The sequence below is a fragment of the Nocardiopsis sp. JB363 genome, from assembly GCF_900143625.1.
Taxonomy (GTDB): Bacteria; Actinomycetota; Actinomycetes; order Streptosporangiales; family Streptosporangiaceae; genus Nocardiopsis.
In genome coordinates, this window is sequence record NZ_FRFF01000135.1 from 36107 (window position 1) to 51629 (window position 15523).

Genomic DNA, 15523 nt, shown 5'->3' on the forward strand with positions numbered 1-15523 from the left:
CGACGGGACGGGCCGGACAAGGAAGCCCGTCGACCCGACCGAACCACCCCGCACACACCCGGGGCCCGGGGAACGAACCCCGGCCCCATCAACGCGAGAAGCGAAGGAAGCATCAGTGGCAACGAGCGCCCCCCCAGGTAGTCAGGACACCGCGATCGCGCACGTGGTCGGCGCCCGCCCCAACTTCGTCAAGGCCGCACCCGTGGTCTCCGCCCTGCGCGCCAGAGGCGCGCACCAGCGGGTCGTGCACACCGGCCAGCACTACGACGACCGCATGTCCGCGGTCTTCTTCCGTGACCTCGGCCTGCCCACCCCCGACGTCGACCTCGGGGTCGGTTCGGGGTCGCACGCCGCCCAGACCGCCGCCCTCATGGTCGGACTGGAACGCGAGTTCACCGAGAACACCCCCGGCATGGTGGTGGTCTACGGCGACGTCAACTCCACCGTCGCCGCCGCCCTGGTCGCCGCCAAGCTCGGTGTCCCGGTCGCACACGTCGAAGCGGGCCTGCGCTCCTTCGACAACACCATGCCCGAGGAGATCAACCGCCGGGTCACCGACCAGCTCAGCGACCTGTGCTTCGCGACCAGCCCGGAGGCCATCGGCCATCTCGCCGCCGAGGGCGTGTCCCCGGACCGGGTCCACCTCGTCGGCAACCCGATGATCGACACCCTCCTCGGCAACCTCGACCGGTTCGACGCCGACGCTCTGCGCGCCCGTCTCGACCTTCCCGAGCGCTACGTGGCGGCCACCCTGCACCGGCCCGCCAACGTCGACGACCCCGACAACGTCGCCCGTCTCACCGAGCGGCTGCACGAGGTCGCCGAACTCGCCGACGTCGTCATGCCCGTGCACCCGCGAGGCAAGGCGGCCTTCGACCGAGCCGGCCTCGGCGACCACCCGCGCGTGCGTCTGCTCGAACCGCTCGGCTACCTCGACTTCGTCGCACTCACTCGCGGCGCCGCGGCCGTGGTCACCGACTCCGGCGGGGTCCAGGAGGAGACCACGATCCTCGGTGTCCCCTGCCTGACGCTGCGCCCCAACACCGAGCGGCCGGTCACCATCACGCACGGGACCAACCAGCTCGTCACCGAGGCCGACCTGGTCGCCACCCTGGACAAGGCCCTCGACGGTCGAATCGACGAACGGCTCGGTGACACCCCGCCGCTGTGGGATGGTCGTTCCGGTGAACGCATCGCCTCCGTCCTGACCAGGTGGTCGAGGTGACGACACCGATGAGCCCGCCGTGCGGAGGCGCCACCCGGCGCCCCGGGGGACCGGCCGCCCGGCTGACCCTGGGCCTTCGTACCCGCCCCGGCACACGTCGGACCGCACACCCGCCGACCCCGGACGCCGCAGGCACGGGGGACCGTGGAACCGCCAGACCCGAGTACAAGGTGGCAGACCGTGAAACGGCGTGAACAGAGCCAGACCGAACAGCTTCGGCAAGCCCTGGCCGAACGTGAGGCCCAGCTCCAGGAGGCGCAGGTCCGCCTCGCCGCCTTGGAGGGATCGACCTCGCTCCAGGTGGGCCGGGCGCTCACCGCCGCGGCCAAGCGACCCGCGCGCTCCCTGGTGCGGTTGCCCCGGGACCTCTACCGGCTCTGGCGGCACAGCGGCAGCACCAACCACGCCCAACGTCGTCGGACCGAACCCGTCCGCTCCTTCGACGCCGACCGCCAAGAGGCCCGACTCCTCACCGGTCTGAGCGGCGGCACCGCCGATCAACTGGTCGCCGCCACCGTCGTGGGTCCCGCCGTCCAGACCGCGATCGACCCCTACCTGCGTTCGGTCACCCTGCGCCCGCACGACGCCCAGATCGTGATGGACGCCGTGGACGTGGACCTGCTCCTGGTGTCGGCCTCGGCCGCCGCCCCCGGGTCGCCCTGGGCGCACGTGGGCGACCCCGCCGCGGTCGACCGCACCCGCGCCCTGCACTGGGTCATGGAGTCCGCGGCCTCCCGTGGCATCCCCACGGTCCTGCTCGACGACGCACCCGCGCCGCCGGCCCTGCGCCGCCTCGGGTTCGACCGCGTCCACAAGGGCGACGCCGGTGTACCCCTGCACTTGTTCAACCCGGTCGCCGCCGAGCTCGCCCTCGGCCCGGAGGCCGTCTACGTCCGCACCGGTGCCGGCACCGCCGTCCCCGACGTCCTACTCGAACTCGGGGTGGGCGTGATCGACGTGGACTCGCCCGACCTGGCGGACGCCTTCCGCGCCGCCAACGTCGCCGTGATCCCGGAGAACACCCCCGGCGAGGCGGGACTTCGCCGTCGGGCCTGGGCCTGCGGCACCCGTGTGGTCGCCCACCCGGCCGTACCCGTACCGGGAGGTGAGGACCTCACCGTCAGCGTCCCCCGACTGCGCGCCCTGGGTCCCACCCAACGCGAGGTCCGCACCATGCTCCGCCAGGTGTTCCTCGACGACGCCACCCCGGTCCGCCTGGCCGCGCTCTTGGACGGTCTCGACCTCACGACGGCCGTCCCGGGCGTCGACCTACCGCTCAGCGGGCGCGGCGTGGCCGTCCTCGCCGACCCGGACGGCGAGGAGCAGGCCGACCGGCTCGCCGAGGACCTGCTCACCTCCCGCCTGCGCCCGACCGAGGTCGTCGTCCCCGACACCGCCGCCCGGCTGCCCGGCCTGCGGCGTCTGCGCTCGGAGGGCGTCACCGTCCGCACGGTGCACTTCGGCGCCCCGGACACCCCGGCCGATCTCACCCGAGACGAAAATGACACCGCCCCCGGTGGGCTCACCCTCCGGCAGTGGGCGGACCTGGCCGAACGCGCCACCACGCCCTGGGCGTTCATGTGGACCGGGCCGACCGGACGCAACCGCCTGGTCGACCTCGCCTGCGCCGCCGAATGCTCCGGCGCCGACGCGGTCGGGACCCCGTACGAGAGCGCCGCGGAAGCCGACCCCACGGTCACCGGAACCGGTGAACTCGGGTTCTTCGATCGCGCCACCGGCACCGGGCAGTACGTGTACGTCACCGGCATCGACCCCGAACTGGCACGGACCGAGCTGCTACGGCGCGCTTGGGGCCCTCGGGAGTGGAACCGGCGCGGCGCCCGACTCCTGGCCTTGGGGCCCGACCACGGCACCGGGACCGACAGCGGTGGCGAGGACCCGACCCACGCCGACGCGTCCACCGGCGCCCTCGGGTGACACCCGCACAGCGTTAGCCACATCAGCATCCGAAGGGAAGAACGTGAGCACAGCTCCTCCGCGCGCACTCTTGTACGGCGACGTGGACCTGAACATCATCGACGGTTCGGCGATCTGGGCGCAGTCGATGGCCCAGGCCCTGGCCGCCGCAGGCTGTGAGGTCACCGTGCTGTTGAAGGCGCCGGTGCGCACCGACCGGCTCACCGCGCCCCTAGAGAAGGCCGACGGGATCAGGCTGGTCCGCCCCTACGAGGACCGCATGCTCTCCGACCTGGGCCCCCGCGGGCTCACCCCGGAGCAGGCCGTGGAGCTCATGGGCCGCCTGCACGGGCGCAAGCCCTTCGACCTGGTGGTCGTGCGGGGCCGCCGCCTGGCGGGACTGGCCGCCCAGGAGGAGTCCCTGACCGGACGCCTGTGGACCTACCTCACCGACTTCCCGCACAGCGTCGACGAGATCACCGCCACCGCCACCGCCGAGCTCACCGAGATCGCGTTGGCCTCCCGGTTCGTGCTCTGCCAGACCGAGGAACTGCGCGCGTTCCTGGAGTCGACCGTGCCCGCCGCCTGCGGACGCTCGGTACTCTTCCCGCCCGTGGTCGTGGTGCCCGCGGACGTCGCCGCGGCCGGCCAGGTGCACGCCCGCGCCCGACTCGCCTACACCGGCAAGTTCGCCCCGCGCTGGAACACGCTGGAGATGACCGGCCTGCCCGAGGAGCTCAACCGCCTGGGCGTGGACGCGGAACTGGTGATGATCGGCGACAAGATCCACGCCGAACCCGCCGAGTGGGCCAAACGCATGCGCAAGGCCCTGGAGAGCACCCCGAACGTCGACTGGCGCGGCGGTATGGCCCGCGCCGACGCGCTGCGTCAGTCCGCGGAGTGCGACTTCGGCTTGTCCTGGCGCGACCCCGACATGGACGCCAGCCTGGAGCTGTCCACCAAGGTCCTGGAACTGGGGGCGCTCGGCCTGCCGGTGGTCCTCAACCGCACACCCATGCACGAGGCGTTGCTCGGCGTCGACTACCCGCTCTTCGCCGGCGAGGACTCCGCTTCGGTGGTCACGGCCATCGCCCGCGCCTACCACGATCGGGCCGTGTACGCCGACGCCGCGGAGCGCTGCCGTTCGGCGGCGGCCGACCATTCCCTGGAGCGGGCCTCCGAACGCCTGCGCGGCTACCTGGCCGAGGCGCTGCCGGCGTCCCCGGAGGGCACCGACCCCGAACGGCCGCTCAAGGTGGTCATCGCCGGGCACGACCTCAAGTTCTTCACCCGCCTCGCCGAGTATCTGGACTCCCTGCCGGGTCTGGACGTGCGCATCGACGAGTGGGAGGGGCTGAGCACCCACGACCAGTATCGATCCCGGGAGCTCGCCGCCTGGGCGGACGTGGTCATCTGTGAATGGTGCGGACCCAACGCGCTGTTCTACGCCAAGTGGAAGCGCCCCGACCAGCGCCTCATCGTCCGCCTGCACCGCTTCGAGTTGTACGCGGAGTGGCCGCGCCGACTGGACGTGTCCAAGGTCGACGCGGTGGTGTGCGTCAGCCCCCACTACGCCGACCTGACCCGCGAGATCACCGGGTGGCCCCACGACAAGGTGGTGGTCCTGCCCAACTGGGTGGACGACCGTCAGCTCGACCGGCCCAAGCTGGCCGGCGCCGAGTACTCACTGGGCATGATCGGTATCGCACCCTCCCGTAAGCGACTGGACCGTGGTCTGGACGTGCTGTCGGAGCTGCGCCGCATGGATCCCCGCTACACGCTGTCGGTCAAGACCAAGCAGCCGTGGGACTACTGGTGGATCTGGAACCGCCCGGAGGAGCGCGCCTACTTCGAGAAGGTGTACCGGCGGATCCAGCGCGACGAACGACTCGCCAGTGGCGTGATCTTCGACGGGTTCGGCCCGGACGTGGCCACCTGGCTGCGTCGGATCGGGTTCGTGCTCTCCACCAGCGACGACGAGTCGTTCCACCTGGCGCCCGCCGAGTGCGCGGCCTCCGGGGGAGTCCCCGCGCTGCTTCCATGGCCGGGAGCGGACACCATCTACGACCCGCACTGGATCCACGACGACGCGGTCGCGATGGCCGAGGCCATCCACGGCACTGTTTCCCAGGGCGGGTTCGCCGCGGAGAGCGAGCGGGCCCGGGCCGAGATCACCTCGGTCTACGGCCTGGGACGGGTGCGTTCCCTGTGGAGCGACCTGGTGGTCGGCGGCCGGGTCCCCGACCCCGCCCCCACCGACGCCGCCGTCGCGGGAGGTTGAAGGAAGCAGTGGCCGGCTAGACCGGGCCGGTCATCTTCGACAGGCCGCCGGCGCCGGCGGGCAGGAACAGCGCGAAGGTGGTCGGCTTGGTCTGCACCAGTTCGATGCGGGCGCCCTCGGACTCGGCGATGTGCCGGGCCAGGGCCAGTCCCAGACCGGTACCGCCGCCTCCGCTGACCTCGCGTTCGAAGATGCGCCCGGACAGGTGCTCGGGGACGCCCTCACCCTCGTCGCTGACCTCTATCCGGACCGACTGTCCGGTGTCGAGGCGGCGAATGGTCACCGTCCCCGCACCGTGCTTGTAGGCGTTCTCCACCAGGGTCGCGAGGATCTGCGCGAGGTCACTGGGAACGGTCATGGTCGTCAGCCCGGAGTCGCCGGTCACCAGGAGCCTGCGGTTCTCCCGCTGGAACACCGGCGACCACTCGCCCTGGAGGCGGTCGAGTACCGGATCGAGCCCGACCGCCTCGACCTCCGGATTCTGGCTCTTGCGGGCCCGGCCGAGCAGGCTCTCGACGGTCTCGGTGAGCCGTTCGGCCTGGGCGAGGGCCGCCTCGCCCTCTTCTCGCACCACGCCCGCGTTGTTCGCCTCGGCGATGATCTCCTCCAACCGCATGGTGAGCGCCGTCAACGGCGTGCGCAGCTGGTGCGAGGCGTCGGTCGCGAAGTGGCGTTCGGTGGCGATGAGCCCCGCGATGCGTTCGGCGCTGCGGTCCAGTACCTCGGCGACGCGGTCCGCCTCCGGGATGCCGTAGCGGTGGCCCCACGGAGTGGTGACCCCCGAGCCGAGCCGTTCGGCGGTGGCGGCCAGGTCGACCAGGGGCAGCGTGAGTCTGCGCGCCTGGAACATGGACAGCCCGACGGCGACCCCGATGGCCAACAGGGACAGCGACGCGATCCCGAGCCAGGCCCGGATCACGCTCTCCTGTAGAGCTTCCGAATCGGACCACACCTCGACGGTGGTGCCGAACTCGGTGGTCGCCGCCGCCCGGATCAGGCCGGGAGAATCGACGGACGTCGGGTCGAGCTCCGGATTGCCCGCGGTCAGCACCGTGTCACCGGTCTCGTCGGTGATCCGGATGTAGCGGCCGGGATGCTCCCGGTCCAACTCGGCGAGGTCGATCTCATCGTCGCGTTCGAGCATGGCGTCGCTCTCGAAGCCGATCAGCTCCGCCTCGCCCTCAAGCTGGCGGGCGCTCTCATCGTGCACCAGCTTGTAGGTGAGCGCGCCCAAGGGCAGTCCGAGCAGCATGACGGCGATGACGGTCACCACCAGGGTGGAGAAAACCATCCGCCTGCGCATGTCACCTCACGTCCGTCCGACCCAGGCGAGGCCGACCGAGGAGCGTGTCGAACCCAAGACCCTGTCAGTCTCGTTCGAATCGGAAGCCGACGCCCCTCACGGTCGTGATGTAGGACGGTTGGTTGGCGTCGTCGCCGAGTTTACGACGCAGCCACGATATGTGCATGTCGAGGGTTTTGGTCGACCCCCACCAGTTGGTGTCCCACACCTCACGCATTATCTGTTCTCTGGTCACCACCTTGCCGGCATCACGAACCAGGACGCGAAGCAGGTCGAATTCCTTGGTGGTGAGCTGGAGTTCACGGTCGCCGAGCCAAGCGCGGCGGGAGTCGTTGTCGATGCGGACTCCGTGCACGACGGGCACCTCGGCGCCGCCGCGACGCAGTAGGGCCCGCACGCGTGCGAGGAGTTCGGCGAGTCGGAAGGGCTTGGTGACGTAGTCGTCGGCCCCGGCGTCGAGTCCGACGACGGTGTCGACTTCGTCGGCTCGGGCGGTCAGGATCAGGATGGGCGTTCCGTGGCCTTCGGCGCGGAGCCGACGTGCCACCTCTAGGCCGTCCATTTCGGGCAGACCGAGATCCAGGACCATGAGGTCGATGTCTCCGGCACGGGCGCGGTCGAGTGTCTCGACGCCGTTGACGGTCACGTCCACCGTGTAGCCCTCGCGACGTAGTGCGCGGGCGAGAGGCTCGGAGATCGAGACATCGTCTTCGGCCAGCAAAACGCAGGTCATGGTGCCGATCGTAGGACCAGGGTGGAGCATTTCCCTATTATGCGCGCCGGATGCCCCAAGGTTGGTTGAAAATACGCTAATCACATAACGGTCAAATGGTGCAAGTGTCCATCACTGGTCTTTTCTTTGCGCGTTCTTGGTGAAACTGGGAAGATTGCCCAGGAGGGTGCGACGCGGCCCCTCCGTGCTTTCGCGAACACAGAGGAGTCCGGCAGTGAACCCCGACCCCGAATCCCCCCGAGGCGGGGGGAATTTCCCACACCAGGGACAATTCGGCTATCAAGGGCCGCACGGGCCTCGCGGACGCTATGGAGCCGGCCTGCTCTCGGTGCTCACCGTCATCGCGGTCCTGGCCGGGGCCTCGACCCTGGGTGGCACGCTCGCGCTCGCCGGGATGCTCACCGACCGGGTCGTCGCCGACGAGGCACCCGAACCCGCCCCGACCGCGGAGGAGAGCGACCCGGAGCCGTCGGTCACGCCCACCCCCGAACCGAGTCCCACCCCGGAGCCCACCGAGGAACCGACGGAGGAGCCCGGCGACACCACCGACTCCGCACTCTGGGACATGACGGCCGAGGAGGTGGTGACGGAACTGCGCGAAGACCACGACGACCTCACCGCCGGGCTGGACGTCAGCGACGATCTGTGCGTCTCCGAGGAGGAGGACGATCTCTTCCTCTGCACCATGGCGGTGGAGACCAACCTCGTACGGGTCATCTCCTACGAGAACTCCCTCATCGCCACCACCGTGGTCCTGGGTTTGCAGGGCCAAGAGGAGTCGGAAGGCTCCGACACCGCGGTGGACTTCCGCGATGCCTGCCACATCGTGCTCATCTGGTTCGAGCACGGCGGTATGGAGGAGTCCGACCGCAGTGCGATGGCCGACGACGTCGAGGGCATCGTCGGCTGCTGACGACGAGACCGGCGACCAGGACGTCCACGTCAACGCCACCGTCACCGACACCGTCTTCCGGGTCACCGAGCCCCGGCGACCCGTCGAAGTCCTGCCCCGCCGCTGAATCCGCCGGTGAGAGACGGACGACCACGAAGCGGTGCGGCCCGCCCGGAACATGTTCCGAGCGGGCCGCGCCGTGTCATGCCGGGAGGGGTCAGGTGTCGATCTCCCCGGTGCCTGGGCCCGAAGCGCGATTCCGGCTGAGGTAGAGCGCACCGCCACCGGCGCCCACCGCCACCAACGCCGCGATGATCAGGCCGGTCAGGGCGCCACCGGTGAGCGGCAGGGAACCCTTGTCGTCCTTCCTGTCACCGTCGGCGCCGCCACCACCGTCACCGGCGCCTTCGCTCGGGTCGTCGGACGGGCTCGGAGAGGGGGACGGACCATCGTTGTCGCCTTCCTCCCTCTCATCCTCGTCCTCGTCACCGTCGTCATCGCCGCCGCCCGGCGGAACGGTGGCCTCGTCGCCGACCAGGATCCGACCGGAGCCGCCCTCGGGATAGTCCTCTTCGGTGATCTCGCCCGCCAGGGTGTCGGCCACGAACAGCTCCAGGGCGCCCTGGTACGTGGAGCCGACCACGGCGAACTCGGCGCCGCGGAACGGGTACATGTCGCCACCGCGGGCGGAGAAGTCGTTGGTGGCGATGGTGATGGGGTCGCCGTCGACGACCTCGCCGTCCTCGACGAGCACGGTGCCGTCGTGCAGGATCGCGTTGCGCACCCGATCGCCCTCGGTGAGCACCTCTCCGTCCTCGTTCACCTCCTGCGCGGTCAGTTCGGGGTCGTAGGCGAAGTTGACCCCGCCGACCTGCGTGAACCCGCCGTTGGCGGCGGGTGCGGCGGATACACCGTGCTCCAGCAGCTCCTTGACCTGGGAGCGAGGCACGTCCGGCACCACCGCGACCTGGTTGGCGAACGGGGCGATGGAGTAGGTGTCCAACGCGCTGATCGTCCCGGCGGGGATCAGTGAGGCGTTGCGGATGCCGCCGCCGTTCTGGATACCGATCTGCGGCTCGGGGACCCCGTACTCGTCGGCGTTGCGGGCGCCGGTGTCGATGAGGGAGTCCGCCATCAGGTTGCCGAGGTTGGTCTCCTGAGTGCGCACGCCCGGGTCCTGGCGGCCTTCGAGAGCGACCTCGCTCTGGGCGACCTCGGTCTCGGCGAGCTCGTCGACGTACTCGGACACCGGCTTGGTGACCTGGGCGTCGACCTCGGCGTGTGGTTCCACGGAACCGTCGACCACCACCGGGCCGGAACGGTCGCCGAGGGAGACCACGTCGCCGTCGGCGTCGAAGTTGATGACCAGGCGCCCCACGTACTTGTAGTTGGAACCCGCGGTGACGATCGGGACCTCGGCGCCCTCGGGGTTCTCCGCCATCAGCGGGTAGGAGAGCGGCTCACCGGTACCGGGGTGGACGGTGACCTCGTCGTCCGGGACCAGGGCGTCGCCCTCGTTGGCCATCACCTCGTGGCCGCCACCGGCGACGATGGCGTCGATGCCGGTCAGCTCCTGTGCGACCTGTTCCTCGAAGGTGATGTTCTGCAGGTGGGAGATCATGATGATCTTGTCGATGTCGTCGCCGGAGAGCCGGTCGACCTCGGCCTGGACCGGGGCGACGACCTCGTCGACCACCACGTCGCGCGAGCTGGTGATGGTGGCCAGGTCCGGGTAGAGGGCGCCGACGATACCGACCTGCTCGCCCTCGACGTCGACCACGGTGCTCGGCGCGATCCGGCCCGTTTCCTCGTGCGCGGCGAGGGCGGGTTCGGCGGACACGTCCACGTTCGCGGCGACCACGGGGGTCGACTCGGGGAGCCCGCCGATGAAGTCGGCGTACAGGTCCGGGCCGAAGTCGAACTCGTGGTTGCCCATGGAGACCGCGTCGTACTCGGCGTGGGAGGCGGCGATCGCGTCGTAGAAGGGCGCGCCGTCCTCTTGTGAGGCCGCGAACTCCGGGCCGGGCAGGTACATGTCACCGGAGTTGACGGTGACCACGCCGCGGTTCTCGGCCTCGCCGTCCTCGGCCGCCTCACCCGCGCTCTCACTCGCCCGCAGGTCCCGCAGGAGCGTGGTGAAACGCGCGGCCCCGCCGTATTCGGGGTCGGCGGGGGCGTTCAGCAGGGCCGACTCGGGGTCGTTGCCGTGCAGGAGGGTGAGGGTGAAGTCCGCGCCATCGGGGGTGTCCATGGGCACGGAGGCGCCGGCGGCGGGTGCGAAGGGCACCACCAGTGCGCCGGTCAGGAGCAGTGCGCCGGATGCGCGCACGAGTCTGGACATGGCTTGTGTGACTCCTTCGGGGGCGGGGGTGCCGTCGTGCGAGGGCAGGGGTCGGAGTTCGTTCACCATAAAGGGGACAGGGTGTGGAGGCACGGACGCCAGGGTTACGATTTGCAGAATCTCCTGTGCGTCTGAAGGTTCTCGACGCCGGCGGCTCGCCCTGGGTCACCGTGGACGGCTTCCGGTCGCCGTGGGTGACACTTTTCGGTCCCGATGGTCGTGTATCGCCACCGTGCTCGTGGTTCCAGGGACGTCGCCCCTCTACCATGGAGGGAAAGTCGGTCTCGATCACTTCCCTCGGAGGGCGTCCGTGTTTTCCTCTGGCCAGGACCCGTACGACCCGAAGCAGGGCGGGGTCCCGCCGCAGCCCGGGATGCCGGACTTCAACGCCCACTTCGAGGCGCTGCGGCCCGATGCCCCGATGCCCCGGAAGGTCATCACCACCCGCACGCTGATGTTCATCGGGGGTGTGCCCGGTCTGCTGCTGGCCCTGCTCTTCCTCATGGGGCTGGCCGCGCCGGAGGAGGCGATGACCGAGGCCCTCGACCAGCAGGCCGCGTACATGGCCGCCGAGGGCGTCGAGATGAACATCGACGCGGCCATGATGCGTTCGATGATGGCCGTGATGGCGGTGATCACCGGGCTCTACGGTGGTCTCTCGCTGCTGCTGGGCCTCCGCCTGCGCCGCCGCACCGTCGGCGTCTACTGGGGCACCGTGGTCTTCCAGGGGCTGGCCGGGCTCATCCTCGGGTGGGGACTCCTCCACGGTGAATTCCTCATGCTGGTGCCGCTGGGCTTCACCGTCTGGATGCTGACCAACATGTTCTCCAAGGAGGGACGCGCCTTCTTCGGGCTGCTCTGAGGTCGGCCACCAGTGGCGGGAGGGGTGGGCGCACCGCCACCTCGGCCCACCGTCGTTCCTTGAGGGCCGTGAGGATCCCCCACCTTGAAGCTCGTGCTCTTCGACGGTTCCACCGTCCACCTGACCCCCGCGATGATCCGTTCGCTGCGCGAGGCCACGCTCGTCCCGGGCACCATGGACGCCTGGCGTCCCGGACCGGGCGCTCCCAGCACCGAGGCCGACCTGATCCGTTGGGGGATGATCGCCGAGGACTCCCGGGGAACGCCGGTCCTCACCGTGCGCGCCATGGAGGTTCGGGACCGCGTGGCGGAGGAGACGCCCGGAACGCGCCCCTCCGGTCGCGCCTCGATCGACCCCGAACTCGGCGCGGAGGGCGCGCGCCGTCTGGCCCTGGCCTTGGAGGGCGTCCGTACCGACGGCGACGCCGCCCCTGATGTTTCGCACCGGGGCCGCTACCGCCCCCTCCTGCTGGTGCTGTACGCACTGCTCTGGTGTGTGCTCTTGAGAGTGGCGCTGCCCGGCATGTCCACACTGCTCGCCGTGTCGGTCGGTGTCTTCGCCGTCCTCTCCGTAGGCGGCTCCGCCCTGTACACGCGACGCCGGAGCGAGGAGGCGGTGGAAGGGGGCCCGGGACGGATCGTCGACGAGGCCCGAGGCCGGTACGTCGTCCCCGGGGTGCTCGACGAACCGTCGGCCCTGCTCCTGGTCCGCGCCCAGCGGGCGGTGGACACGGTGCTGGGTTCCCGACTGCGCGACGAGGTGCTGCGCGACCCGATCCGGGACCGCGTGGTGCTCGGCGGGACCGAGTGGGCTCTGGCCACCGCCCTCCGACGCCAGTCCGGGCTGAGAGGGCGCATGGAGGTGGCCCCCACTGATGGTGGACGCGGCAGAGAGGCCGCCGAACGTGCCGCGAACACACTCGCCAGGGACGTCGCTCGGGTCGAGGAGCGGATCCGGCTGCTGGAACGGTACGCCGACCTGATCCGTGCCGCCGAGGCGGAGGAACGCGATCTTCGCGCTGCCAGGGAACTGGACGGCATCGCGGTGGAGGCCGTCGGGGCGGAGGCGGGGGACCCCGAACTCGACGCACTGGTACGTGCTCAGGAGATGGCCCTGCGCGTGGCCGAGCTCGCCGACCTCGACCGCGACTGACGCCGTACGTCGGCTTGCCCGGGAACGGCGCGCGTCGTCCACAGATTCCCAGACGGCACTCCCGACCGTCGTCGACATCTGGCAGGCTCGAAGTCGACAAGGTGAAAGGGGGGACGCATGACACCGGAGCAGTTCATCGACGCGGCCCTGTGGTTCCCCGAGTCCGACGAGAGCGAACCCTTCGGCTCGGGACTCCTCGTCTACAAGGTCTCCCGGCAGAGGATGTTCGCGCTGCTGAACCCCACGGACCCGGCGGTGGTCAACCTCAAGTGCGACCCGGAACTCGCTCTGGAACTGCGTGCCGAGTTCCCGGCCGTCACCCCCGGTTGGCACATGAGCAAACGACACTGGAACTCGGTGCGGCTGGACGGCACCGTCCCGGGCGACGAGCTCCTGGAGATGCTCGAACACTCCTACCGGTCGGTCGCCCGAGGCCTGCGGCGGGCCGACCGGGACCGGGTGCTCGCGGTCCTGGGTGAGGAATCCCCGACGATCGACGCCCAACACTGAGGAAGGAGGGAGCGCCCGGTGTCGGAACCATCCCGGTCCTCCTCCGGCGGTCAGGCGGTGGTCCAGGGGGTCCTGGAACGCGTCACCTACGCCAACGAGGAGAACGGCTACACCGTCGCCAAGGTCGACACCGGTCGGGGCGGCAATGACCTGCTCACCGTGGTCGGCTCCCTGCTCGGGGTCCAACCGGGCGAGGCGCTGCGGCTCCGTGGCCGTTGGGGCTCCCACCCGCAGTACGGCCGCCAGTTCCACGTCGACGACTACACCACCGTGCTGCCCGCCACCGTGCAGGGCATCCGCCGCTACCTGGGTTCCGGGTTGATCAAGGGCATCGGCCCGAAGATGGCCGAACGCATCGTCGAGCACTTCGGCACCGACGCCCTCGACGTCATCGAGGAGGAACCGAAACGGCTCATCGAGGTGCCGGGGCTGGGCCCCAAACGCACCGGGCTCATCGCCGACGCCTGGGAGGAACAGAAGGCCATCAAGGAGGTCATGGTCTTCCTGCAGGGTGTGGAAGTCACCACCTCCCTGGCCGTGCGCATCTACAAGAAGTACGGCGACTCCTCCATCGACGTGGTGCAGAAAGAGCCCTACCGGCTCGCCTCCGACGTGTGGGGGATCGGCTTCAAGACCGCCGACACCATCGCCCAGGCCGTCGGCATCCCGCACGACAGCCCCGAACGGGTCATGGCCGGCATCCAGTTCACCCTCTCCGAGTCGAGCAACGACGGGCACTGCTTCCTGCCCGAGGAACGGCTCATCTCCGCCGCGGTGAAGATCCTCCAGGTGGAGTCCGGCCTGGTCATCGAGTGTGTGGCCCAGCTGGTCGCCGAGGAGGGGGTGGCCCGCGAGACCGTGCCGGGGCCGGAGGGCGAACCCGTCCGAGCCGTCTACCTGCTGCCCTTCCACCGTGCCGAGATGGGTCTGGCCTCCGGGCTGCGCGTCCTGTTGGAGGGCCCGGAGGAGCGCATGCCCGCCTTCACCGACGTGGACTGGCCGGTGGCGCTGGACTGGCTCGACCGGCGCACCGGCGCCTCCCTCGCCGAAGCCCAGCGCGAAGCGGTCAAGGAGGCGCTCTCCCGAAAGGTGTGCGTGCTCACCGGCGGCCCCGGTTGCGGCAAGTCCTTCACCGTCTCCTCCATCGTCACCATGGCGATGGCCAAGCACGCCAAGGTCATCCTGGCGGCCCCCACTGGGCGCGCCGCCAAGCGCCTCACCGAACTCACCGGCCACGAGGCCGCCACCGTGCACCGTCTGCTGGAGCTGCGCCCCGGCGGAGAGGCGGCGCACGACCGCGACAACCCCCTCGACTGCGACATGCTCGTGGTGGACGAGGCCTCGATGCTGGACCTGATCCTGGCGAACAAGCTGGTCAAGGCGGTCCCACCCGGGGCGCACCTGCTGTTCGTCGGTGATGTGGACCAGCTGCCCTCGGTCGGAGCCGGCCAGGTCCTGCGGGACCTGCTGGAGGAGGGGTCACCGATCCCCAACGTGCGCCTGACCCACGTGTTCCGCCAGGCCCAGCAGTCCGGCGTGGTCACCAACGCGCACCGGGTCAACCAAGGTGAACCACCGCACTTCCAGGGGATGGACGACTTCTTCCTCTTTCCCTGCGAGGACGCCGATTCCGCCGCGGAGATGACCGTCGACGTGGTGGCACGCCGCATCCCTCGCCGGTTCGGGCTGGACCCGCTCCGCGACGTCCAGGTCCTCGCCCCCATGAAGGGTGGCCCGGCCGGGGCCACCAACCTCAACACCGCCCTTCAACAGGCGCTCACCCCTTCCGGGGACCGGGTGCCGGAACGTCGCTTCGGTGGCCGGATCTTCCGGGTCGGCGACAAGGTCACCCAGATTCGCAACAACTACGAGAAGGGACGCAACGGCGTCTTCAACGGCACCCTCGGCGTGGTCTCCGGTCTGGACTCCGTCGCCCAGGAGATGACGGTGCGCACCGACGAGGATGAGGAGATCACCTACGACTTCGCCGAACTCGACGAGCTCGCGCACGCCTACGCCATCACCGTGCACCGCTCCCAGGGCAGCGAGTACCCGGCCGTGGTCGTCCCCGTCACCACCAGCGCGTGGATGATGCTCCAGCGCAACCTGCTCTACACCGGAATCACCCGTGCCAAGAGGCTGGTGGTGCTGGTGGGTTCCCGCCGTGCCCTGGCCCAGGCGGTCCGCAACGCCTCCTCGGGCCGTCGGTACACCTCACTGGCACACCGGCTACGTCGCACCACCGACTTCGACTCGGCCGCCTGAACACCCGGGCCCCCGAAAAGGGGATGGCGCGCTCGCCGCGTT

The 15523-nt window shown here is 70.1% G+C and carries 11 protein-coding genes; 8 read left to right on the forward strand and 3 right to left on the reverse strand.

Translation table 11 applies throughout. The features are described from left to right. The first annotated feature begins 115 nt into the window (after window positions 1-115). The 3 genes from wecB (at window position 116) to BQ8420_RS21085 (ending at window position 5423) form a co-directional block, all read left to right on the forward strand. Window positions 116-1225 carry a non-hydrolyzing UDP-N-acetylglucosamine 2-epimerase gene (gene wecB / locus BQ8420_RS21075; RefSeq protein WP_087100881.1) on the forward strand — a complete coding sequence of 370 codons (1110 nt, stop codon included), beginning with the start codon at window positions 116-118 and terminating at the stop codon, window positions 1223-1225. Window positions 1226-1405: 180 nt separating this feature from the next. Next, window positions 1406-3163: a hypothetical protein gene (locus BQ8420_RS21080; RefSeq protein WP_087100882.1), complete on the forward strand. Its 1758-nt coding sequence runs from the start codon at window positions 1406-1408 to the stop codon at window positions 3161-3163. 70 nt (window positions 3164-3233) lie between these two features. Then, entirely contained in the window at window positions 3234-5423 is a 2190-nt protein-coding gene (locus tag BQ8420_RS21085) for a glycosyltransferase (RefSeq protein WP_087100883.1), read from the forward strand. 16 nt (window positions 5424-5439) lie between these two features. Here the strand turns inward: BQ8420_RS21085 and BQ8420_RS21090 are convergent, their stop codons facing one another. Both BQ8420_RS21090 and BQ8420_RS21095 read right to left on the reverse strand, forming a co-directional pair. Continuing rightward, window positions 5440-6726, reverse strand: a complete 1287-nt coding sequence (locus BQ8420_RS21090) for a HAMP domain-containing sensor histidine kinase (RefSeq protein ID WP_087100884.1) — start codon at window positions 6724-6726, stop codon at window positions 5440-5442. A gap of 64 nt (window positions 6727-6790) precedes the next feature. Next, complete coding sequence (locus tag BQ8420_RS21095) at window positions 6791-7459, reverse strand: response regulator transcription factor (protein WP_014911258.1); 669 nt, start codon at window positions 7457-7459, stop codon at window positions 6791-6793. Window positions 7460-7787: 328 nt separating this feature from the next. On the opposite strand from BQ8420_RS21095, the gene BQ8420_RS21100 reads away from it, so the two are divergent. After that, window positions 7788-8372, forward strand: coding sequence for a hypothetical protein (locus BQ8420_RS21100; protein ID WP_087100885.1), 585 nt, complete (start codon window positions 7788-7790; stop codon window positions 8370-8372). Between the two features lie 196 nt (window positions 8373-8568). Here the strand turns inward: BQ8420_RS21100 and BQ8420_RS21105 are convergent, their stop codons facing one another. Next, the gene (locus tag BQ8420_RS21105; protein WP_087100886.1) at window positions 8569-10692 is read right to left on the reverse strand and encodes a bifunctional UDP-sugar hydrolase/5'-nucleotidase; all 2124 of its coding nucleotides are present in this window, start codon (window positions 10690-10692) and stop codon (window positions 8569-8571) included. A gap of 310 nt (window positions 10693-11002) precedes the next feature. Between BQ8420_RS21105 and BQ8420_RS21110 the strand changes: the two genes are divergently transcribed. From BQ8420_RS21110 to BQ8420_RS21125, 4 genes are all read left to right on the forward strand, one after another. Beyond that, window positions 11003-11554: a hypothetical protein gene (locus BQ8420_RS21110; protein WP_087100887.1), complete on the forward strand. Its 552-nt coding sequence runs from the start codon at window positions 11003-11005 to the stop codon at window positions 11552-11554. Window positions 11555-11638: 84 nt separating this feature from the next. Next, window positions 11639-12706 carry a hypothetical protein gene (locus tag BQ8420_RS21115; protein WP_087100888.1) on the forward strand — a complete coding sequence of 356 codons (1068 nt, stop codon included), beginning with the start codon at window positions 11639-11641 and terminating at the stop codon, window positions 12704-12706. Window positions 12707-12823: 117 nt separating this feature from the next. Beyond that, a complete protein-coding gene (locus BQ8420_RS21120) occupies window positions 12824-13216 on the forward strand; it encodes an MmcQ/YjbR family DNA-binding protein (RefSeq protein ID WP_087100889.1) in 393 nt (130 codons plus the stop codon). Window positions 13217-13273: 57 nt separating this feature from the next. Beyond that, window positions 13274-15481: an ATP-dependent RecD-like DNA helicase gene (locus BQ8420_RS21125; RefSeq protein WP_087101007.1), complete on the forward strand. Its 2208-nt coding sequence runs from the start codon at window positions 13274-13276 to the stop codon at window positions 15479-15481. The last annotated feature ends 42 nt before the right edge of the window (window positions 15482-15523 follow it).